A 21,399-nucleotide genomic window follows, 5' to 3' on the forward strand; every position below is an offset into this window, starting at 1 on the left:
TCTGACCTGCGATAATGTCAAATGCCCGGATTGGGCATGGCGTAGAATTCGCCATCGCCCACTTTGACCCCGACTATAGCGGCGACTTTTTTACTGATCAGTTCGATATCGAAGGCCGCCGCGGACACCGGGCTGAATCCGATAATAGAACGCTGGGACGCGTTGGCCTCCGGCACGCATTCATCGCGATGGATCATGCCCAGCAATTTGTCCCCCAGCCGCTGCTCAAAAAAATGCGAGACGTCCCGGCTGAGATTTCGGCGCATATCACTCTGATTAACGACGTAATATTCCCCCAGGCGCTGGTTAAGCGGCGCGCCAAGAAATTTATGATTTTCGATCTGCGGCAGCAGCGACAGCGAAGCGGTGTCCGCCAGCATCATGACGATATGCAGATCGGCGAAGCGTTGTACGGCCTTCAGCGCCGGTACCGGCCCCGGCGGAAAATCGGCGATGACCACCAGACCTGGATAATTCAATACCGTATTCAGACCGCGCTGCAGAAAGTGCGGGTCGTGGCTGATGGCATTTTCAAACGCCAGCCGTTGCTCCTCATCCGCTTCGCCGTAGGGCAGGACGAAGAGATTGGCGTCCGCCTTCAGAATAAATTGGCTCCAGTCCATGACCGTGGTGGCCTGTGCGACATAGCCGCGGGTGTCGGAAATCGGCACGCCGAAATGCAGCCGGAGGGCGTTTTGAACATCGAAATCAATAACCAGCACTTTGCTGCCGCTGCGGGCCAGGGCATAGGCTAAATTGGCGCTTACGGTGGTTTTGCCCACGCCGCCCTTGGGCGAACAGACGCAAACTAACGGCATAAAGCGATATTCTCTAGAAGAAGTGAAAGGGGGATATCGCGGCCGACGGCGGTGTCGGCGAGGGCCGCGGGGCTACGGTTAAATAAATTTTTGAAGCGCATACCGGCGACGTCCTGCGCCGGCTCACGGCCTTGGGCCTGGGCGAACGGCGATGAGGTGGGTGCCGCATTCGGCGTCGTAAACGGGTTGCCCTGCGGCGGCAACACGCCGCTGGCGCGGCCCGGCGCCTGTGGCTGGGCGAACGGCGACTCGACGAGGGTTTTCCCGGGACCGTCAGTGGATTGGCCGGGCTTTGGCGGCGCAGCCATCAGCGCCGCGTGGCCCTGTAGCGCGGATGCGCCGCCCGCGGTTGGTAGCGGGGTAGGGGTAGCCCCAGACGTGCCGGGGGCGGATGCCGCCCGCTGCGTCAGCTGATCGAATACCGATCCCGGCCCGGTGGCGCGTGAGCCGCCGTCTATGGCGCGAAAGGGTGGTGCGCCGGTGGCCGGCTGCGGCGGCATGGCTTTTTCCACCGCGTTAAAGAGCGGCGATAAGACCGAGGGGCCATAAGCCGGGCCCGCGGCGGCGTTAGCGGAGGGCAACGGCGCGGGTGCAACGTCCGACGCCGCCGGACGGGCGCTGAACTCTTGTTGCGATATCGGCGCCGGCGACGGTAGGGTCGAATGCCCTTGCTCTAGGGGATGGAACGGCTTATCGGCATTAACGATCTGCTTGATGATTGTCCAGCTGGAAGCGGAACTATTAGGATTATTTTCAGCGATTTCTTTATAATCAATAGCTTCCATATTCAGCTTTTCTTTGAATCGCTTAATGTCATCATAATTATTCATGGCTCACCTTAGGAATGGCGTGTGGCAAAACCGTACCGGCGCGTTGTCGCTAGAAGGCAAGCGAAACGGCGCTATAGGGCAAAATAAGCTTTGGGCGTGTATGAAAAAAAATGACGAAATCTATAAGATAGGCTAATACAAGTCGCATTTATTTACCAATCTTAATCGGCACACGCGCCGCGATAATAGCGATAAGTCGTCATCGCGCCTGCGAGATTCCACCCTTTGGCGACCTGCTCGCGCGCGACTTTAAACATAGACCATATTATTGGAAATACCGGATAATTTTGCCGGGGAATCCTGTACCAAATGCCGTTTGCTGCTGCTTTTTAAATAAAAGCCTATTAAAAGGCAATATTTTTTTTTCCGCGCGTTAATAATAGTCAAAACCCCCGCTTTTTTGAAAAAACGGCCTATTTTCTACGACCGGGAGAACGCTTTATAGTGAAGTCATTGCCCCTGGGTATAGGTGAAGTTAGCGTAATGGCCTTAACGATTACTTTACAAAAACTGATCATTTCGGCGAAAACCAAAGTTAGGCATAATGAAAGCCATTTCACTCGGGCGTCGCTATCGCATAAGATTTGGTTGAATCGCCTGTTTTGAGGCATAAAACGCGCTGCCAAATCGGTTATATTAGGCAGGATAATCGATGCGGCCGGACGGTGGGCCGTGCCGCGTTACCCCGATGGCGTTTTCGGGTAAGTGGCCAGCGAGGGCGACGCCCGCGTTTGCCTCCGTCAGCAAGAAATGGAGAAAAGTTTGCGGATCAGACGTTCTTTAACGATCAAACAAATGGCAACGGTGTCCGGCGTGGCATTGGTGACTATTTGTCTATTCATCGTGATCCAGCTTTTCCATTTTGTTTCGCAGCGCCGTGAAGACTACACCCAGCAATTGCAAAATATCGCCATGTCGGTCCGCCAGCCGCTGTCCAGCGCGGTGCTCAAAGCCGATATTCCTCAGGCGGAACAGATTCTGGTCACCCTTAAACGCGGCGGCATACTGAGCCGCGCGGATGTGGTGCTGCCGAATAATGTTCAAGTGTTGCACGGCGATTTTCCGCCCGAGCGGCCGGTGCCGGCGCTGATAAGCCGCCTGTTCCGCCTGCCGGTTGAGGTGCAGGTGCCGCTTTATTCCCTGCCGCGGCCTTCTCATCCGCAGGCGCTGGCTTATTTGGTACTACAGGCCGACTCATATCGTCTGTATCAATTTATCGTCAGCGCGATTGCGACGATGATAACCACGTATTTGCTGTTGGCGCTTATCATGACGGTCGCCATCACCTGGTGCATCAATCGGCTGATGGTCCATCCGCTGCGCGCGATTGCCCGCGAGCTGGAAAACCTGGCGCCGGAGGACATGGCTTCCCACCAGCTTACCCTGCCGAATATGCATCGGGACGATGAATTGGGGGTGCTGGTGCGCAGCTACAACCGCAATCAGCATGTCATCAGCCGCGGCCGGCAGGATCTCGAGCAGCGGGTGACACCCCTCGCTGCAGCCGGTTTGCCGACCCGGGCGCGGTTTCTCGCGATGCTGGACGCCCCTCTTGCAACGCATGTGGAAACCGGGTCGTATTGCCTGTTGGTGATTGCGGTTACAACGTTGCCGGAGGCGACGGGCGTTTTGACCGAATCGCAGCGTGACCTGCTGTACACCAGCCTGGCAAACCGGTTAAGACGGGATTGTGGCGCCACCAGCCTGCTGGCACAGTTGCACCCGCATGAATTCGCGCTGTGCCATTGGGCCACGGAACCGCCGTTTCAGGCCATGGCGCTGGCGCAGCGCGTGTTATCCATTATTAACGGGCCGCTGACCATCGGCAATCTGGCCTTGCGCCCCGCCGCCGGTATCGGCGTCGCTTTCGGGGCGCTTGAGGACAAAAACGCCGAGAAGGTCCTGAACCACGCCGCGCTGGCCGCATCCTCTGCGGCGGCGCGGGGTCGAAACCAGATTCTGTTTTTCGAGCCCGCACTGGCGGTCGCGGCGACCCGGCGGTTGACGTTTGCCCATCGTCTGCTGGAGGGGATCGCGCAGGGCCGCTGCGCGCTATTCTTCCAGCCGCAGGTCGATATGCGCGACCAGCGGCTTTTGAGTGCCGAAGCCCTACTCCGCTGGCGCCAGGACGACGGCAGTTGGAGCCTGCCGGAGGATTTCATTTGCCAGGTGGAGGCGGCGGGCGTCATGGTGCCGCTGGGCAATTGGGTGCTGGAGGAGGCGTGCCGGGTACTCGGCGAATGGCAGGGGCGCGGTATCGCCGTGCCGCTGGCGGTGAACCTGTCCGCGCTACAATTGCAGCAAAACGACCTGGTGTCGTCGCTAAAACAGAGCCTGGCGCGTTTTCAGGTCGGATGCTCGCAATTGGTATTGGAAATCACCGAGACCGCCCGCATTAACGAATTCGCCTCCTCGTTCCAGGTGCTGCGCGAGCTGCACGACCTCGGCATCGTCATTGCGCTGGACGATTTCGGCATGGGTTATTCCAGCCTATATTGCCTCGATCGCCTGCGGCATCTGCCTATTGATATGGTGAAAATCGACCGCAGTTTTATCGCCACCTTGCCCGAGGACGCCATCATGCTGCGGGTAGTGAGCGCCATTGCCGACGTGCTTGACCTGCCGGTTATCGCTGAAGGGGTGGAAAACGCCGCTCAGCGTGATTGTCTGCTGGCGCACCACATTCATCGCGGCCAGGGGTATCTCTTCGCCGAACCGCTAACCCAGCAGGCGTTTGAACACCGCTTCTTCAATCGACCCTGCTCCTAATTCCCTATCGCTTACGCCAGGTCCGCCGCCGGCGTCCATTTTTTGCCCTGCCGCGCCCGCCGAAGGTAATATTTTCTGCTACAGGGTGACATCTGCAAAGGTCCGCTGTCTAACAACATGGTACACTTTGCGCCACACTTTTTCGGCGGAAAAGTAAAAACGATGCAAAGCACAGTCAACCGTCAAAGTGAGATTTACGTTTTTCATTGGTATTGATTGAGTAGGGGTTCACATGCAGGGCACCGGAATTCGTCTTTTCATAGGTGGTGTATTACTGGTGACGTCAGGCGGGTGGGCACGGGCCGAAGCATTACAACCCGATGCCGCCTGGCAGCAGGGAAAACTCGGCAACGGCTTCGCCTGGCAGGTCCTGACCACGCCGCAACGACCCAACGATCGTATTGAATTGCGGCTGATGGTCAATACCGGCTCATTGGCGGAAAACGCCCAGCAGACCGGTTTTGCGCGCCTTATTGCCCGCCTGGCGCTGACGCACGGCGAAAACTTTACTACCGCACAGCTGACTTCCTTATGGCAGCAGGGCGCGAATGAACAACGGCCGCAGCCGCCGGCGCGCGTTTCCTATGATACGACGCTGTACAGCCTCAGTTTGCCGAACGGTCGGCCGGATTTATTGAAAGAAGCGCTTAAGTGGATGGTGAATACCGCCGGCCACCTGTCTATTACCCCAGCGGCGGTGCAGCAGGCGCTGGCGGCCGCGGATCCGGTAGCCACGGTGCCGGAAAAACCGCGCAACAGCTGGTGGCATTACCGCCTGAAAGGGTCGCAACTGCTGGCGCACGGGCCGGATGCGGCGGCGAAATCGCCGGTGGATGCCGAGCAGGTGCAACATTTCTATCAACGCTGGTATACCCCCGACGCCATGACGCTGTATGTGGTGGGTAACGTCGATGGTCGCGCCCTCAACGAACAGATTGTCAAAACCTTCTCCGCACTGCAGGGCAAACGCGATACGCCGGCGACCGTGCCGACAATGTCGCCGCTGCCTCATCAGCCCGTCAGTCTGTTTAGCGACGAAGGCGATTACGACAGTCTTAAACTCGTTTGGGATAATCCGTGGCAGCCTATCCGCGATTCACAGTCATTGAATCGTTATTGGCGCGGGGATTTAGCGCGCGAGGCGCTGTATATGCATTTGCAGCAGGCGCTAAAGGAGAGCGACCTGAAGCAAACCAATCTGCGCTTTGACTGTAATGTGAATTATCTGCGCGCGCAGTGCGCGATTCACATTGATACACAGGCGGACAATTTGACGCCGTCGCTGACCTTCGTCGCCCATGAGCTGGCCAACGTGCGCAACAATGGCCTGAATCAATCGGAGTTTGACGCGCTGATGGCGCGTAAAACCGCTGAGCTGAGTACCTTGTTCGCCACTTACGCCCGCACCAGCACCGATGTTTTGATGAGCCAGCGTCTGCGCTCACAGCAAAACGAGGTGGTGGATATCGCGCCGGAACAGTATCAGAAGCTGCGCAGCGCGTTTCTCGGGGGGCTGTCGTTACAGATGCTTAATCAGGAATTGCGCGCCCAGCTGTCGCAAAACGCCACGCTGGTGCTGATGCAGCCAAACGGCGAGCCGGAGGTGAACATGAAGGCGCTGCAGGAGAGTTACGAGCATATTATGGATCCCGGCCCGCTGCCGGCGACCATAGACGAGAGCAAGCCGGAAGTGACAGATATTCCGCCGGCCTCCTGACGCCGGCAGGAACGAATAATGCCGTGTCGCGCGCCAGATCTGGCGGCGCAGAAGTCCTACCGGGCCGTTATTCGGCGCATCAGTGATGTGCGCCGCGTCTGCGGTGTATTCGCCCTGGCGGGCCATCCTTCAGCGCACCAGGCTATCCGTGAACCGTTAGCCCGCGCGGGCCGGCATTGCGTCGCGCGGGATAATGGCGCCGCGGTACTGGATAACCGTACTGGCGGTACGATGCCCGCTCTCGGCTGCGGCGCCGCCGCTGCCGCCGGTCAGACGGACCGCCAGATAGCCGGCGCTGAAAGAGTCGCCGGCGGCGGTAGTGTCGACCACCTTCTCTTTCGGCAATTTCACCGCGGGCACTTCCTGTAACTCCCCACTGGCTTCCGATACCAGGCAGGCATCGGCGCCGCGTTTGATGACAATTTCACCAACGCCCAGCGCGCGGGTGCGATCCAGTACCGCGTCTACCGGTTGTTTTCCCCACAGCATATCCTCGTCGTCCAAGGTCAGGAAGGCGATATCGGTACAGGCGAGGATGTCGCGATAGGCCGCCTGGGTCTCTTCCCGGCTCTGCCACAGGCGCGGGCGATAATTGTTGTCAAAAATGACTTTGCCGCCGTTGGCGCGGCAGGCCCGCAGCAAAGCCAACAGCCGCTCGCGGCTCTGCGGCGATAGGATGGCGATACTGATACCGCTCAGATAAAGATAATCAAAGCCCGCCAGCGTTTGGCAAATCTGATCCGATAACGCGCTTTCCAGCCAATAACGGGCGGCCGCCTCGTTGCGCCAGTAATAGAAGGTTCGCTCGCCGTGGGCATCGGTTTCAATGTAATACAGGCCGGGCAGCCGGTTTTCCAAGCGCTGGATGAGGGAGGTATCCACCCCTTCTTGTTGCCAGGATTGCAGCATGTCGTCACTGAAGCTGTCGGTGCCCAGCGCGGTAATGTAATGCACCTTGAGCTGGGCCGCAGGAACCAGACGCGAGAGATACACCGAGGTATTTAAGGTATCGCCGCCGAATCCGCGTTTAACGTCGCTGCCCTTTTGCGACAATTCGATCATGCATTCGCCGATAACGGCGATGTTTTTGGTTGTCATTGCTTGGTTGCCCGTCATTAAAAAAGAGAAAGCTGATATAGGCACCTAGTCTCAACAGAATGGCCGGTGCAGTCAATAGCCGCTGAAACGTTGTTTTACTTTATCATGACCTGGATCGTCACTGCGGCCATTTTCCCGGCGATTGCCCGTTAGGCGGGGGAGACGGCGTCTTGGCGCAACCGCCTAATGCACGCGAGATCCCCGCCGGCGCCGTTGCGTTTTCTGCCGCGCGCTTCACCCGGCGGGCCCGTGTTATCGCCGCGAGCGCAGCGGCGCCAAGGCCCACCCAAAACGCCGCGCCGTTGCCGCTTCGGTGTAACCCACTGGCGACACGTTACTTTTGTGCGCGCAATACCGCCCATTCCCGCCGCTGAGTCTGGCAGGCGTGTAATCCTCAACTATGATTAATGCATCGGGGAAGCCTAACGAGGATATCGACATTCATGACACGGACCAAGAAAGTGATAGGTGGGATCGTGCTGTTTCTGCTGCTGCTCATCGTGGCGATCGTGATTTTTATCGCCACTTTTGACTGGAACCGCCTCAAACCGACCATCAATGAAAAAGTCTCCACTGAACTTCAGCGTCCCTTTGCGATTAATGGCGACTTGGGCGTGCAATGGTCCCGGCATCGCGAAGAGCGCGGCTGGCGCAGTTGGGTGCCGTGGCCGCATATCCATGCGGAAGATATCTCGCTGGGCAACCCCCAGGACGTTCCGGGCGACTACACCGCCCGGCTAAAACGTATTGAAGCCAGCATCGCCCCTTTAGCACTGCTGCACCGCGAAGTGTATCTGCCGCGAATCACGCTGGTCAGCCCGGACGCGTCGTTAAAACGATTGGCGAACGGTAAGAATAACTGGACCTTTAATCTGGCCAACAGCGACGATAAAGATAGCCAAAAACCCGTTTCGCCGTGGTCCTTCCAGGTGGACGATATCGTTTTCGATCGGGGTAAGATCGATTATCAAGACGCCATCGCCAAGGCGGATATCCATTTGACGGTAAACCCGCTCGGTAAACCGGTGGCCTTCGCCGAACTGACCGGCAGCGGCGACGATAAACAGGCGGCGGCGAAAACTGCCGACAACTACATTTTCGGCTGGAAAGCGGAGGGAACCTACAACAATGAACCCCTTAGCGGCTCGGGCAAAATTGGCGGCATGCTGGCGCTACGTAACGCCGGCGCTCCGTTCCCGCTACAGGCGGACGTACGATCGGGGAGAACCCGCGTAGCGTTTACCGGTACGCTGGAGGATCCGCTCAATTTCGGCGGTCTGGATTTGCGCCTGCGGCTCGCCGGAGAGAATCTCGGGGATCTGCAAGGCTTGACGGGGGTGGTACTGCCGGACTCACCGCCCTATAACACCGACGGCCATCTGGTTGCCTCCTTCAAAGGCAAAAACGCGGGTCGGTATCGTTATGAGAAGTTCAACGGCAAAATTGGTCAGAGCGATATTCACGGCACGCTGGAATACCGCCAGGGCAAACCGCGGCCGTCGTTAACCGGCGAACTGGTGTCCAATCGGCTGCGCTTTGCCGATTTGGGGCCGCTCATCGGCGCCGATTCCGGCACCGCATCCGGCAAACAGGCGGCCAAAACCAAGTCGATACAGCCGTCTGATAAGGTGCTGCCGTATGATAAATTCGATACCGCCAGCTGGTCCAAGATGGATGCCGACGTCAAGTTTACCGGCAAGGATATCGAGCATGGCGATGCGCTGCCGTTAAGCGATCTTTATACCCATCTGAAGTTGGATAATGGCGAACTGTTGCTCGATCCGCTGCGCTTCGGCATGGCGCGCGGGACGCTCAACTCCACCATTCGCCTTGAAGGGCAGCGTACGCCGATGCGCGGCCGCGCGGATCTTCATGCTCGCGGCCTGCAATTGAAGGCGCTGTTTCCAAACGTCGAGGCGATGCGCAGCAGTATGGGCCAGCTCAATGGCGATGCGCAATTCAACGGCACCGGTAACTCCGTGGCGGCGCTATTGGGCAGCAGCAACGGCAATCTGCGCCTGCTGATGAACGATGGCATTATCAGCCGCAATTTAATGGAAATTGCCGGTCTTAATGTCGGCAATTACGTGGTCGGCAAGCTGTTTGGCGACGATCAGGTGAAAATCAACTGCGCCGCGGCGGACGTCAATGTGAATAACGGCCTGGCGCAGCCGCGGCTGTTCCTGTTTGACACTGAAAATGCGGTGATACATGTCGATGGAACCACCAATTTTGGCACCGAACGGCTGGATTTGTCGATCAATCCCGACAGCAAAGGCGCGCGCATCGTTACGCTGCGATCGCCGCTATACGTGCGCGGCACGTTTAAAAATCCTTCCGCCGGTGTGAAACCGGGGCCGCTTATCGCCCGCGGCGCTGCGGCCGTGGTGCTGGGGGCGGTGGTGACGCCGGCCGCGGCGCTTCTGGCGCTTATTTCACCGAGCGGCGGCGATGATAATCAGTGCGGGCCGATTTTAAGAGAGATGAATATTAAAAAGTAACCGATGACCGGCGGCGGGGCACTACCGCCGCCGGACCGGTCAATGACCCTTGAGAATGACGCAGCTATGGTCCTGGATCTCTTCAATCGAGCCGGTATTTCGGTGCAGTAAGCTGCGCTGGCTGGCCAGAAGTACCAGCGAGCCATCGGGCAACGGCGTCAGCGCCATACCGAATTCTCCCATTTCCTCGGACGCTTCAGGCACTTCGCGCGCCAGCAGCAAAAACGGGCTTTGCGCCGCCAGCCCCGCCGCGGAAATGCGCTTGGCCAGATATTCATGGCCGAGCACCGGCTGCGCCAGCGGTTGCCAATCGGTGCTGATGCTGGCGGCATCGTTATCCAGCCGTTCGCGAATATCGGGCCGCAGGCAGGAGATATGAATATGCAGCTGATTTTGCGTCCGCCCGTAGGCGGAATTGATCGCCAGCGACAGAAAACGATCGCCTATCGCCTGACCACGCCGGTCGGATAAAAAATGTCTGGCCTGCCAGGCAAGATAAAAGAAATTGGGCGTCGAGGTGGACAACAAGCGCGGGCTTTCGATACCGCTGATTTTTTCGGTGGGCATCAGTAAGAACTGCAGCGGCCCCACCAAATCCTTAAGCACCACATAGCCGGCGGCGGTATTCACTTCGCTGCACGGCGAAGGATCCCCGCGCTGCAATTGGTGCGGCACGCACTCTTCGCTCACTATCCGCCACAGCGCGTCGGGATGTTTCGGCGAGGAGGTATCGTAATATTGCCAGGCGCCGAGCGCCGCAACCAGAATAACAATCACCAGCAGCAGCGCATATTTGATCTGTTGCCACGTCATGGGTCACCCTCTTAATGTTCTCTACGCCGCATTAAAAAACGGGCCGCATCCGCTGGGATGACAGCCCGCCATTACCGTTATTTTACCGGCAGGTCGCTTAGCCGCGCAATTTACAGCGCCCGGTGCCGTGTTTCATGCGCCGCCAGCAGCGCCAGTAATGTCAGGCAGGCCATCGTCGCCAGGTAGATACCCACGTAGAATAATCCGTAATTGGCGGTGAGCCAGGCGGCAATATACGGGGCGACCGATGCGCCGATGATTGAGGCCACATTATAGGAAAAAGAGGCGCCGGTATAGCGAACTTCGGTAGGAAATAACTCCGGCAATAGCGCGCCCATGGGGCCGAACGTGAGGCCCATTACCATAAATCCTATCAACAAAAACGCCATGACGACCCAGATATTGCCGGAACCCAAGAGCGACGGGAACACCAGCGCAAAGGCCATAATCAATACCGTAATGGCTATCATGGTATGCCGGCGGCCGAATTTATCCGCCAATTGACCGGCGACGGGGACCATCAGGCCAAAACCAATGACGCCAATCATCAGCATCAACAGAAAGTCGTTGCGCGAGAAACCCAGACCGCGCGGCAGGGGAGCCGTTCCATAGGTCATGGAAAACACCGTCATGATATAGAACAGGGTGTAGGTGGCGACCATGATAAACGTAGCGATAACGGTGACTTTCAGATGCTGTTTCAGTAGGGTGCCGATGGGCATGCGCACCTGCGCCTTCGCCTTGGCGATTTTGGCGAAAACCGGCGTTTCGTGCAGCGAGACGCGCACATAAAGCCCAATCAGTACCAATACGGCCGACAGCAGGAACGGCACCCGCCAGCCCCAGCTCATGAACTGTTCATCGGTCAGCAGCCAGGAAAGCAGTAGGAACATGCCGTTGGCGAAAAAGAAACCAATAGGGGCGCCCAACTGCGGGAAGGAGCCATACAGCGCGCGTTTATGCGCCGGCGCGTTTTCCGTCGCCAGCAGCGCCGCGCCGCCCCATTCGCCTCCCAGACCGAGACCCTGGCCGAAACGGGCCAGCGCCAGCAGCAGCGGGGCCAGCACGCCGATGGTTTCATACCCCGGCAGGAGACCGATCACCACCGTTGAGATGCCCATGGTGAGCAGCGAGGCCACCAGAGTGACTTTGCGGCCGGCGCGATCGCCAAAATGGCCGAACAGCGCCGAGCCAATCGGCCGGGCGATAAACGCGATGGCGAAGGTGGCCAGCGATTGTAGCGTCGCGGCGGTGGCGTCCCCCTGCGGGAAAAAGATATGGGGGAAAACAATGACCGCGGCGGTCGCGTAGATATAGAAATCGAAGAATTCGATGGCGGTGCCGATCAACGAAGCAACAATCACTTTGCCCCGCGAATTAACGGGGGGCGCTGCTGCGTCGGAATCCAGAGTCGGTGCTGCTGAGACTTGCATAATTGTTTCTTATTGGTCAACTACGAAAAGATAGGCATCTTAGACAGAGAAATAAGGCATTTCAATGGCTGAATTTTGACCAAATAGTCATTTCCGGCGGCCAGTAGCAGATTATCTTTCGCCCTACTGTTCTGACAGGGAAAGCCACGGGGGAAAACGCTTGCAACAGAGTTATTTTCTGTAAAAACCCGCAAGAAAAGTTATCAACCAGATATAAATGCTGGTTTATGGTTATGAAAATGTAAAAGTTGGTAGAATGAGCTGCTTTTTTAGCGAAATCGCAGCGCAGTGTATTGTTACGGTCGTGAATGCCGACATATTCGCTAGGGTCCGGGCGCCACGACGGCCCCTATTCTTGACCACAAGAACTCGGTTTGGCCCGCATGCGAGGTGATTTCGACGCGCCGGGCCTTCTTACCCTCGGCGGCGAACGTCCTAAACTCCAGCGGCACCCCTCAGCCGGGCGGAAGGCATATTCCCGCCGGCGTTGAGCCGGTCACCGGGCGGAAGGCATATTCCCGCCGGCGTTGAGCCGGTCACCGGGCGGAAGGCATATTCCCGCCGGCGTTGAGCCGGTCATTGGCCGGAAGGCATATTCCCGCCGGCGTCGAGCCGGTCACCGGCCGGAAGGCATATTCCCGCCGGCGTCGAGCCGGTCACCGGCCGGAAGGCTTATTTCCGCCGGCGTCGAGCCGATTGTCGGCGGCGGCGTGGCGATTATCGGCGGCATCCTGAGGAGGGAGACCCGTTTCCTCTCGGTTATCCTTTTCGCCGGCGTAATCGGCGGTGCCTATCCATGCGGCACAGAACAGCGTGAGACGGGCAAAGAAATAGAAGAACGCCATGAGCCCGATGACCGAGCCGAAGGCGGCACCAGAGGGCGATTTGACCAGTTGCGGTAGCGTCATGGTCATAATGATTTTGATCACCTCGAAACCGAACGCCGCCAGCAGCGAGCCGCGGAAAATGGCTTTATTCCGCGGTTTGTGCCGCGGAATGACCCAGAATATCCACAGGAATAACAGGAAATTAGCCAGCATCGAAAGCGTCATGCCCGTCACTACCATCACCGGCCGCAGCCAGGTGACGGTGTCCAGCCCCATCGCCCGAATAATGGCATCCTGTGCGCCGGCGAAAACAGACGTCAGCGACAGCGTGACGATGAGCGCTACCACCAACCCTATCAATGAAACCAGGTCGCGCAGGTATTTCAGGTAAAATTTCTCCTGCTCCTGGGGATTGCGCTCCCATTCGTCACGCAGCTGGGCGCGGATGGCTTCGCGCAGGTTTCCCATCCAGTTCAGACCCGAATAAAGCGCCACCAGTAAACCGGTTACCCCCACCGTCGTGCGCTGTTGCACGGCGGTTCGGACCGTGTCCTTCAGCGTGCTCGCCAGCGTTTGCTCGCTGATGCTGTCGGCAATTTTATTAATCAAATCGGTGAGGATATCCGGATTGGACGCCAGAAAAAAACCGACGCCGGCAAACGACACCATCAGTATGGGAATCAGGGAAAGGAACGAAAAATAGGTGATTGCCGCGCCGAATTGGCTGCCCATCCGATCGCTAAACCGTTCCGCGGCGCGGATCATATGCGCCACCACCGGATAAGCGCTGATCTTTTCGATAAGCCGTCCGGAGCGGTGTGCAACCTTATCAATCGACTCATGGCCGGTATGTAGCGTGGTCAGCGGCGTGGTAATTTCCGGTTCACGGGCGGTGGCGGCATGCGGTTTTTTTTCGGCCATAATCCCTCTCAACGTCAGCCCATAAGTTATTGTCGTAGTGAAAATAATTATAGCCAATGATCTCAACTGAGGGGCCGGCATGCCGCCGACGTCTTGCGCGCAAGGCCACTGTCCCGGCCGTAGTGTAGGAGGTCGACCCCTTCACGCCACGGCAATCAGGGGGTAAGGCGGAACACGGCCAGCCAGGCTGGCCCGTGCGGGGGCGATAAACGGTTTACCGCATCGTCACCAGTTCTTCCGCCGCGGTCGGGTGAATCGCTACGGTATTGTCGAAGTCCTGTTTGGTGGCGCCCATTTTAATGGCGACCGCAAAACCCTGTAGTATTTCATCCATGCCGAAACCGATACCGTGCAGGCCCACAATCTTCTGTTGCGGACCGGCACAAACCAGCTTCATTCGACACGGTTGACGATGCTGGGTGACCGCCGTATACATGGAAGTGAAGGAGGTTTTATAGACCTTGACCTCATTTTTACCATATTTTTCAATGGCTTCCGGCTCGGTTAGGCCAATGGTGCCGATGGGGGGATGACTGAATACCACCGTCGGTATGAGCGTATAGTCCAGATGCTCTTCCGGCTTATTGTTAAACAGCCGCTCCGACAGCCGGCGACCGGCGGCAACCGCCACCGGCGTAAGCTCTACCGCGCCGGTATTATCGCCGACGGCGTAAATACCCGGCACGTTGGTATTTTGATATTTATCCACCTGGATATGGCCCGTGCTGTCGGTTTCGACCCCCGCCGCCGCCAGATTAAGATTATCCGTGGCCGGTTCGCGACCAATGGCCCATATCAAGGCATCGACGGTGAATTGCTGGTCATTGTGCAGCGTCAGAGTCAGGCTGCCGTCCTGGTTTTTCGTCACCGAGCGCGGCACCGAGCCGGTATGTAACGTCGGCCCTTCCGCCTGCATGACCTCGACCAACGTCTCGACAATCAGCGGATCAAAGGTACGCAGCGGCGCGTGTTTGCGGACAAACAAATGGGTCTGGGCCCCCAGCCCGTTTAGCACACAGGCGATCTCTACCGCGATATAGCCGGCGCCCACCACCGCTACGCGCTCCGGCATGGCGTCCAGCGCGAAAAACCCATCGGAATCAATGCCGTATTCCGCCCCGGGGATGGCGACTTTACTGGGACGGCCACCGGTGGCGATTAAAATGTGATCGGCGGTGATGCGTTCGCCGTTGACCTCCACGGTATGGGCATCGACGAAACGGGCAAAGCCGTGGATGACGTCCACGTGATTATTGCCCAGCACCCGGTCGTAGGATTGATGGATGCGATCGATATAGGCGCTGCGGCTCTCGACCAGGGTGCGCCAGTCGAATTTTTCCACGGTCGTGCTAAACCCGTAATCGGGGGCATACAACCTCACTGCTTCGGCGATTTGCGCGGCGTGCCACATTACTTTCTTCGGGACACAGCCCACATTGACACAGGTGCCGCCGAGGTATTTGGCTTCAATCAGCGCGCATTTACGGCCGTATTGGGCGGCGCGGTTGATTGACGCAATGCCGCCGCTGCCGCCGCCAATGGCGAGGTAATCGTAATGTCGGGTCATTCGGGCGTTTCCTTCAGCAAAATCGTTGGCACAAGTGTAACGTGCAAACGCGCGTTGTCGCAAAGATTGCATCAATCCCTTTGATAGGCCGCCTGATTTACTCCGGCACCAGCCAGCGCGCGAAAGCGTGACCCTGGCCAGAAGGCACCAGCGTTTGGTGCAGCCACGGCAGCAACGCGTTCATCTGTTGTTCCAGTTTCCAGGGGGGATTGATGACAATCATGCCAGAGGCGGTCATGCCGCGCCTGTCGCTATCGGGACGGACCGCCAGTTCAATTTGCAGAATACGGCGGATACCGCTTTGCTCCAGCGCCGACAGGGTGCGCTTTACCTGCTGGCGCAGCACCACCGGATACCACAGCGCATAGACGCCGGTAGCGAAACGTTTATAGCCTTTCTGAATCGCGCTGACCCCGTCCTGATAGTCGGTTTTCAACTCATAAGGCGGATCGATCAGCACCACGCCGCGACGGGAGGCCGGCGGCAGTTGGGACTTCAATTGTTGATAACCGTCAGCCCGCAGCACCGAGGCCCGAGGATCTTTGTGAAATTCGCTGCGCAATAGCGGATAGTCACTGACGTGCAGCTCGGTCAAATGTAACTTATCCTCGCCGCGCAGCAGTTGGCGGGCCAGCAGAGGCGAACCAGGATAATAGCGCAACTGGCCGGCGCGGTTGAAATGACGGACCACCTCCAGATAAGGGGCCAGCAAAGCCGGGGCATCGTCACGTTGCCAGATCCGGGCGATGCCTTCCAGATATTCACCGGTGCGCTCGGCCTGTTCGCTGGAAAGCAAATACCGGCCCGCGCCGGCATGGCTGTCGAGATAAAGGAAGGGTTTTTCCTTTTCCTTCATCGCGCTCAGGATGAGGCTGAGCACGGTATGTTTGAGCACATCGGCGTGGTTGCCGGCGTGAAAGCTGTGGCGATAGCTGAGCATAGGTTTGATATCTACTTGAGATTGAATGAGTCTTTTATTAATGCCGATGCTGTCGTTCGCCCCTGCCGGCCCCGGTATGTTTCAAGGACCCGCGCACATCACCAAAGAACGAACAGCATCGAAACACCAGGCCAGAGGGACGATTATATCAGGATGAGGGTGAAAGGGGTTAGAAGCTTCCCTACGCCTCGGCGCTTATAGCATGAAGCGCAGAAAGGCGCACCCGCCCTCATCGTGATCCCGCGCCGGGCGCGAAGGTTTTCAGCCGTCATCGCCGCGCGGGGCGCAAAAAGCGCGCCAATACAGGGCGTGCAGATGCGGGAAAAAGGGAGGTTTGCGAGGGTTAATGGCGGTATTCCCTTGTCTTGGAGGGATTATGATAACGGTAAACGACACGCATTATGGTGAACTCTGATGCCAGGAGAGCGTGCCCGCCTCGCCCCTCGGTGGCTGGGGTGGCGATCGGTCATTTGTCATCAGGCACCAGGCATCAGGCATCAGGTATCAGGTATCAGGCACCAAGCATCAGGCACCAGATATCAGGCATCAGGTATCAGGTATCAGGCACCAGGCATCAGGTATCAGATATCAGGTATCAGGTATCAGGCAGCGATGGTCGGACGCCAGCTCCAAGCGGGAAGCCACGGGATAAAACGGCTTAAGGCCTGCGCGTTACCTTCTTTTTGCGCCAAATGTGAGAATCGCTTGCGACAACGTGACGGCGGTGGCTTGATAGGGGGGAGGCACACGCCCTGGTTAAGCCGATCGTTAAATGTCGTGTTCGTTTATTGTGGCATTATCTATTTTAATATAGATGTCATTACGTCGCGGCTAACTGAGTCGTGTTCAGGAGTTGAAATGCGCATTAATGTGTTTCATTATGATCCCGTCGTCGCTTCAAATATCAAATCATTTAATATTCATATTATTTAGTGCATGTGATGCCAGACCGCTTCAGGATACCAGGCGGTATTTAATAAAAGGGAGGATTATAATGCAGGGAGCAGATATTAATAAAAATGACCATGCCTATAATCGGGTGCCGACAAGTTCCCGGGCGAGTCTGTTAAATGCTACGCTGGTGCGAATGGGGATGATGACGTCCTTATCGCAATTTATGGTTGGCGCAACCTTAGGCCACAGCATGACTTTCGGGCAGGCCATGCTCGCGACGGTCCTCGGCAGCCTGATATTGGAAATCGTCAGCCTGGGAATGGGGCTGGTCGGGATGAAAGAGGGATTATGCACCAGCCTGCTGGCCCGCTGGTGCGGGTTCGGGCGCATCGGTTCGGGGATCATTGGCATATTTATTGCCCTAAGCCTAATAGGCTGGTTTGGCGTGCAGAATTCGGTGCTGGCCGATGGATTGCTGCACGCTTCTCAGGGCATGCTCAATTATCCTGCCGCCGCCGTTGTGTCCGGATTGATCATCACGCTGTTGGTTTTATACGGTTTTTCCGCACTCAGTTGGACGGCGAAAATCTCCGTCCCATTATTTTTCTTGGTGGTGCTGTATATCTTATACGATATTGTCAGCGGCCCCGATGTGATTAATTTTTGGGATGGCCAGCCAAATGGCCCAGCGATGTCATTAAGTCAGGGGGCCACCATGGTGGCGGGTGGCTGCATTGTCGGCGCGTTAATTTCTCCCGATATCAGCCGCTATTGTAAAAATAAGAACCACGTTTTGTTTATGATTACTTCATCTATTGTTGTTGGTGAGATAATTATAAATTGCATGTCCATCATCGTCGCCCACGCGCTCGGAACGGCGGATGTGGTCACTATTATGTCCCATAGCGCCGGCTGGATTGGTTTAGTTACCGTGATCCTTTCCGCCATCAAAGTGAATGACGTCAACCTGTACTCCGCAAGCCTTGGTCTGGCGACGGCGCTGGAGGGACTGAGCCGCCGCAAATGGCGCTACCGCTGGCTGACGCTGCTATTGGGGCTGACCGGCACGATGCTTTCGGTTCTGGGCATCATTGGTCATTTTGTCGACTTTCTCATTTTTCTCGGCGTGCTGTTCCCGCCGATCGCCGGCATCATGCTGGTGGATTATTACGTGTTGCGCACCCACCGCACGCTGCTGGATGCCACGCGCGAGCGCCACGTGCTGCCAGATGCGGCGTCGACGCCTGCGATCGGCTGGTCGGGTATCGTGGCCTGGCTAAGTGGCAGTATGGTGGGTTTCGCTTTTCATCTGGGGATCCCGTCGCTGAATTCGCTGTTGGCGGCCGGCCTGATTTATTGGCTGCTGGCGGAAGTGAAACAGAAATTAGCGATGCGATGTCGGTCTGATGCGTAATCGCCGGCGGGTGGGGAGAGGCATGAGCGGTGCGGCGGTTGCGGCACTCGCATGGCTGATACCGCGAGCAGCAACGCCGCTCCGGGCTGTTGGGCGCTCATCGAGCGCGGGATCCTGCGCCGTTCGCCGCTAGCGCCATCAGGCATGATAATCGGCAATGATCTCCAGTACGCCATTAATAACAAACTGAACGCCCATACACACCAGCAAAAAACCCATCAGCCGTGAAATCGCCTCGATACCGCTGGCGCCGACCACATGCATAATGGCGCCAGAACTGCGCAGCGCGATCCAGACAATCACGCTGATGGTCAGAAATACCAGCACCGGCGCCAGGGCGGTGATCCAGGGCGCGAAATAGACATCCTCGTTAACGGTAGACACCCAACTGATGATCATGGCGATAGTACCCGGCCCTGCCGTACTCGGCATCGCCAGCGGCACAAAGGCGATATTGGTGGTTTTATGCTTATGCATTTCGCGCGCCTTACTTTCGGCGATACCGGAGTCATCATCGGTCTGTGCGGGAAACAACATGCGAAAACCGATAAAGGAGACGATAAGCCCACCCGCAATTCGCAGCCCCGGAATGGAAATCCCGAAGGTATTCATCACCAGCGTACCGGCATAAAAGGCGACCATCATAATGGCGAAGACATAGACCGACGCCAGCCGCGCCTGCTGATTGCGCTCCTCCACGGTCATGTTTTTACTGAGGCTAAGGAACAGCGCCACGGTGGTGAGCGGGTTCACCAGCGGCAGCAGCACCATCAGGCCCAGGCCGATTGCTTTGAAAAGTTCAAACATACACGCTGTCTCCTGACCGTTTTGCTGACCGCCTCGGTGCCAAAACCGACGACCAGAAAGCAATAAGTCATTAATTTTACAGGCGTTGACCCACCCTAGCCAACTGTTAAATTGTCAGTTCTCATAATAAGAATGATTCAGTCATTTTCGCCTAGCCCGCAGCCAAGGAAAGCACATGAATTTTGAATTGTTCAATTCTCTCAAAGGCGCGCCGGATCCCGCCCGCGCGCTGAGCCTGTTCCCGACATTAATCCCCTTTTATCAGGCGTTGGGCAATACGCCCTTGCAACCGGTTCCCAGCCCCCCGGGAGGCGCTCAAATTTTGGCGAAATATGAATTCGTCAATCCGTTCGGTTCGGTAAAAGATCGTGCGGCGTTCGGTATGTTCTGTGAGGCGATAAATCTTCATGATTTTAGCCGCGGACCGCTAAAGCTGCTGGACGCCTCCGGCGGCAACATGGGAAAAGCCCTGGCGAAACTGGGCCAGCTGTGCGGCATACCGATACATTTGATCATTCCCGATAGTTCGCCGCCGCCGCTGGTGGGCTTCCTGCGCGAGGCCGGCGCTGAACTAAGCACCGTGGAAAGCCGTTATTTTCTGCTGGGTCTTATCAGCCGCGCTCAGGCGATAGGGTTGCGCGATCCCGGCTGGACATTGCTATCACAGCACCTGAATTTGGTGAATGTGGCGGTGCATCAATACCAGACCGGGCAAGAGATCCGCCGCCAGCTGGCAAATGAGCAAGCGGACGGCTGGGTGGCGGCGGTGGGCACCGGCGGCACCTTAAGCGGCGTTTATAAAGCGCTTGTTCAGGATAACCCGGCGCTTGTGGTGCGCGGTACTACCCCCAGCGAATTGCCGTTTGGAACCTATGATCCCCCCAATGATAGGGATAAATTCGGCGGCGCGGGCGGCATGGGGTTCGGTTTTCGGCAACCCTTTATCGCCAATGCGGGGCTGGACGCTGTGCCGTTTGATCACATCAATTGGCAGGAATCGCTGAGCGCGATGTATGAATTTTATCGTTTGACCGGGATCCGTATTGGCGCTTCCGCCGCGGCCAATTGGCGCAGCGCCTATCGACTGGCGCAGGCGATGACGCCGGCGCAGCGCGTTATCACGCTGTTCGCCGATGCCGGCAGCGATGACGAGCGTGATCGGGGAGAGCGTTATTTCCATGAGCTGGGTGCGCTGCATCCGGCTTCGGCTACCTGATCGGGACGTCAATTAGCGGGCGGCGTTAACGCCTGCGAAGCCCCGTCCCGGCGACACTTATTCTGTTTTGCCGCGAGCGGAGCGGCGCCTCGCTTTCCCTTGACGCGCCAGGCCGTCTCTCTGGCGCCACCCACTCGACCATCCGGCTTCGCCGGCGGACCCGTCCTGCGCGGTGCGGTCGGTCCGCCTTGCGCTCTTACGGCGCCAGGTTCACGAGCGTCGATCCTTATCGCCAGGCGGGATTTCGCATCACGCTATAACGGCCGCAGCCCAACAGTGCGATGGCCAGCCCGGCAAAAAGATAAACGGCGATATTTTCCAGCCCCCAGGCGCCCACATTTGTTAGGGTAAAAATGATGCCGGGTTCGGTAATCAGCCAGGCAAACAGCATGGTGAAGGCGAAAATCAGCGCGGCGGGTCGCACCAGAATGCCGAAAATAAACATCAATGGCACAATGATCTCCCCCAGGAATACACCATAGGCGACGATGGCGGGCATCCCGTGGGCCTGAACCATCCCGATGATGCCAGTGATGCCGAATAACAGCTTGTGTATGCCGTGAAACAACATCATGGCGCCAAAGGTAAACCGTAGCAGCAATTTCCCCAGATCCGGCTTGTCCAACATTCGGTTAAAGGCAGTTAGCATGGTGATACCCGTCCTCAGATAACGCGAGATGCGTATTTAGGTGTTAATAATAACTATTCAACTCCTAATTACTGAACATTTACCTGCACCAGATCAAGCAATTAATCGCTAAACCGCGACAAAGGCTGGAAACCGCCGCTTAATCACGCCGGGGTCGGTACCCGGCGGAGGGAAAATGACCAGTC

General features: G+C 57.3%; 15 protein-coding genes. 5 read left to right on the top strand and 10 right to left on the bottom strand.

Annotated elements, in window-relative coordinates:
• Positions 1 to 17: 17 nt before the first annotated feature.
• Positions 18 to 818 (bottom strand): cellulose biosynthesis protein BcsQ, encoded by an 801-nt coding sequence (gene bcsQ / locus SANT_RS00900; RefSeq protein WP_025420447.1) that lies wholly within the window; start codon positions 816 to 818, stop codon positions 18 to 20.
• Positions 809 to 1,648, bottom strand: coding sequence for a cellulose biosynthesis protein BcsO (bcsO, locus tag SANT_RS22795; RefSeq protein WP_025420448.1), 840 nt, complete (start codon positions 1,646 to 1,648; stop codon positions 809 to 811). Before bcsO ends, bcsQ begins: the two co-directional genes overlap by 10 nt.
• Positions 1,649 to 2,410: 762 nt before the next feature.
• Here bcsO and hmsP point away from each other — a divergent pair.
• Positions 2,411 to 4,417 carry a biofilm formation regulator HmsP gene (gene hmsP / locus SANT_RS00910; protein WP_025420449.1) on the top strand — a complete coding sequence of 669 codons (2,007 nt, stop codon included), beginning with the start codon at positions 2,411 to 2,413 and terminating at the stop codon, positions 4,415 to 4,417.
• 232 nt (positions 4,418 to 4,649) lie between these two features.
• Entirely contained in the window at positions 4,650 to 6,134 is a 1,485-nt protein-coding gene (locus SANT_RS00915; protein WP_025420450.1) for a M16 family metallopeptidase, read from the top strand.
• Positions 6,135 to 6,290: 156 nt separating this feature from the next.
• On the opposite strand, the gene SANT_RS00920 is transcribed toward SANT_RS00915, so the two are convergent.
• Complete coding sequence (locus SANT_RS00920) at positions 6,291 to 7,232, bottom strand: sugar kinase (RefSeq protein ID WP_025420451.1); 942 nt, start codon at positions 7,230 to 7,232, stop codon at positions 6,291 to 6,293.
• Between the two features lie 443 nt (positions 7,233 to 7,675).
• Between SANT_RS00920 and SANT_RS00925 the strand changes: the two genes are divergently transcribed.
• A complete protein-coding gene (locus SANT_RS00925; protein ID WP_025420452.1) occupies positions 7,676 to 9,733 on the top strand; it encodes an AsmA family protein in 2,058 nt (685 codons plus the stop codon).
• Between the two features lie 39 nt (positions 9,734 to 9,772).
• Here SANT_RS00925 and SANT_RS00930 read toward each other — a convergent pair whose 3' ends face one another.
• From SANT_RS00930 to SANT_RS00950, 5 genes are all read right to left on the bottom strand, one after another.
• Complete coding sequence (locus SANT_RS00930; RefSeq protein ID WP_025420453.1) at positions 9,773 to 10,546, bottom strand: CDP-diacylglycerol diphosphatase; 774 nt, start codon at positions 10,544 to 10,546, stop codon at positions 9,773 to 9,775.
• 110 nt (positions 10,547 to 10,656) lie between these two features.
• Positions 10,657 to 11,979: an MFS transporter gene (locus SANT_RS00935; protein WP_025420454.1), complete on the bottom strand. Its 1,323-nt coding sequence runs from the start codon at positions 11,977 to 11,979 to the stop codon at positions 10,657 to 10,659.
• Between the two features lie 656 nt (positions 11,980 to 12,635).
• A complete protein-coding gene (gene yhjD, locus SANT_RS00940) occupies positions 12,636 to 13,727 on the bottom strand; it encodes an inner membrane protein YhjD (protein ID WP_025420455.1) in 1,092 nt (363 codons plus the stop codon).
• 214 nt (positions 13,728 to 13,941) lie between these two features.
• Positions 13,942 to 15,294: a glutathione-disulfide reductase gene (gene gorA, locus SANT_RS00945; RefSeq protein ID WP_025420456.1), complete on the bottom strand. Its 1,353-nt coding sequence runs from the start codon at positions 15,292 to 15,294 to the stop codon at positions 13,942 to 13,944.
• 97 nt (positions 15,295 to 15,391) lie between these two features.
• A complete protein-coding gene (locus SANT_RS00950; RefSeq protein WP_025420457.1) occupies positions 15,392 to 16,234 on the bottom strand; it encodes a 23S rRNA (adenine(2030)-N(6))-methyltransferase RlmJ in 843 nt (280 codons plus the stop codon).
• Positions 16,235 to 17,228: 994 nt separating this feature from the next.
• Here SANT_RS00950 and SANT_RS00955 point away from each other — a divergent pair.
• Entirely contained in the window at positions 17,229 to 18,542 is a 1,314-nt protein-coding gene (locus tag SANT_RS00955) for a purine-cytosine permease family protein (protein WP_051440071.1), read from the top strand.
• A gap of 138 nt (positions 18,543 to 18,680) precedes the next feature.
• On the opposite strand, the gene SANT_RS00960 is transcribed toward SANT_RS00955, so the two are convergent.
• Positions 18,681 to 19,349 (bottom strand): MarC family NAAT transporter, encoded by a 669-nt coding sequence (locus tag SANT_RS00960; protein ID WP_025420459.1) that lies wholly within the window; start codon positions 19,347 to 19,349, stop codon positions 18,681 to 18,683.
• Between the two features lie 175 nt (positions 19,350 to 19,524).
• Between SANT_RS00960 and SANT_RS00965 the strand changes: the two genes are divergently transcribed.
• The gene (locus SANT_RS00965) at positions 19,525 to 20,565 is read left to right on the top strand and encodes a pyridoxal-phosphate dependent enzyme (RefSeq protein ID WP_025420460.1); all 1,041 of its coding nucleotides are present in this window, start codon (positions 19,525 to 19,527) and stop codon (positions 20,563 to 20,565) included.
• A gap of 226 nt (positions 20,566 to 20,791) precedes the next feature.
• On the opposite strand, the gene SANT_RS00970 is transcribed toward SANT_RS00965, so the two are convergent.
• Complete coding sequence (locus tag SANT_RS00970; protein ID WP_025420461.1) at positions 20,792 to 21,214, bottom strand: DoxX family protein; 423 nt, start codon at positions 21,212 to 21,214, stop codon at positions 20,792 to 20,794.
• Positions 21,215 to 21,399 lie beyond the last annotated feature (185 nt).

This window comes from Sodalis praecaptivus (assembly GCF_000517425.1).
GTDB classification, from domain to species: domain Bacteria; phylum Pseudomonadota; class Gammaproteobacteria; order Enterobacterales; family Enterobacteriaceae; genus Sodalis_A; species Sodalis_A praecaptivus.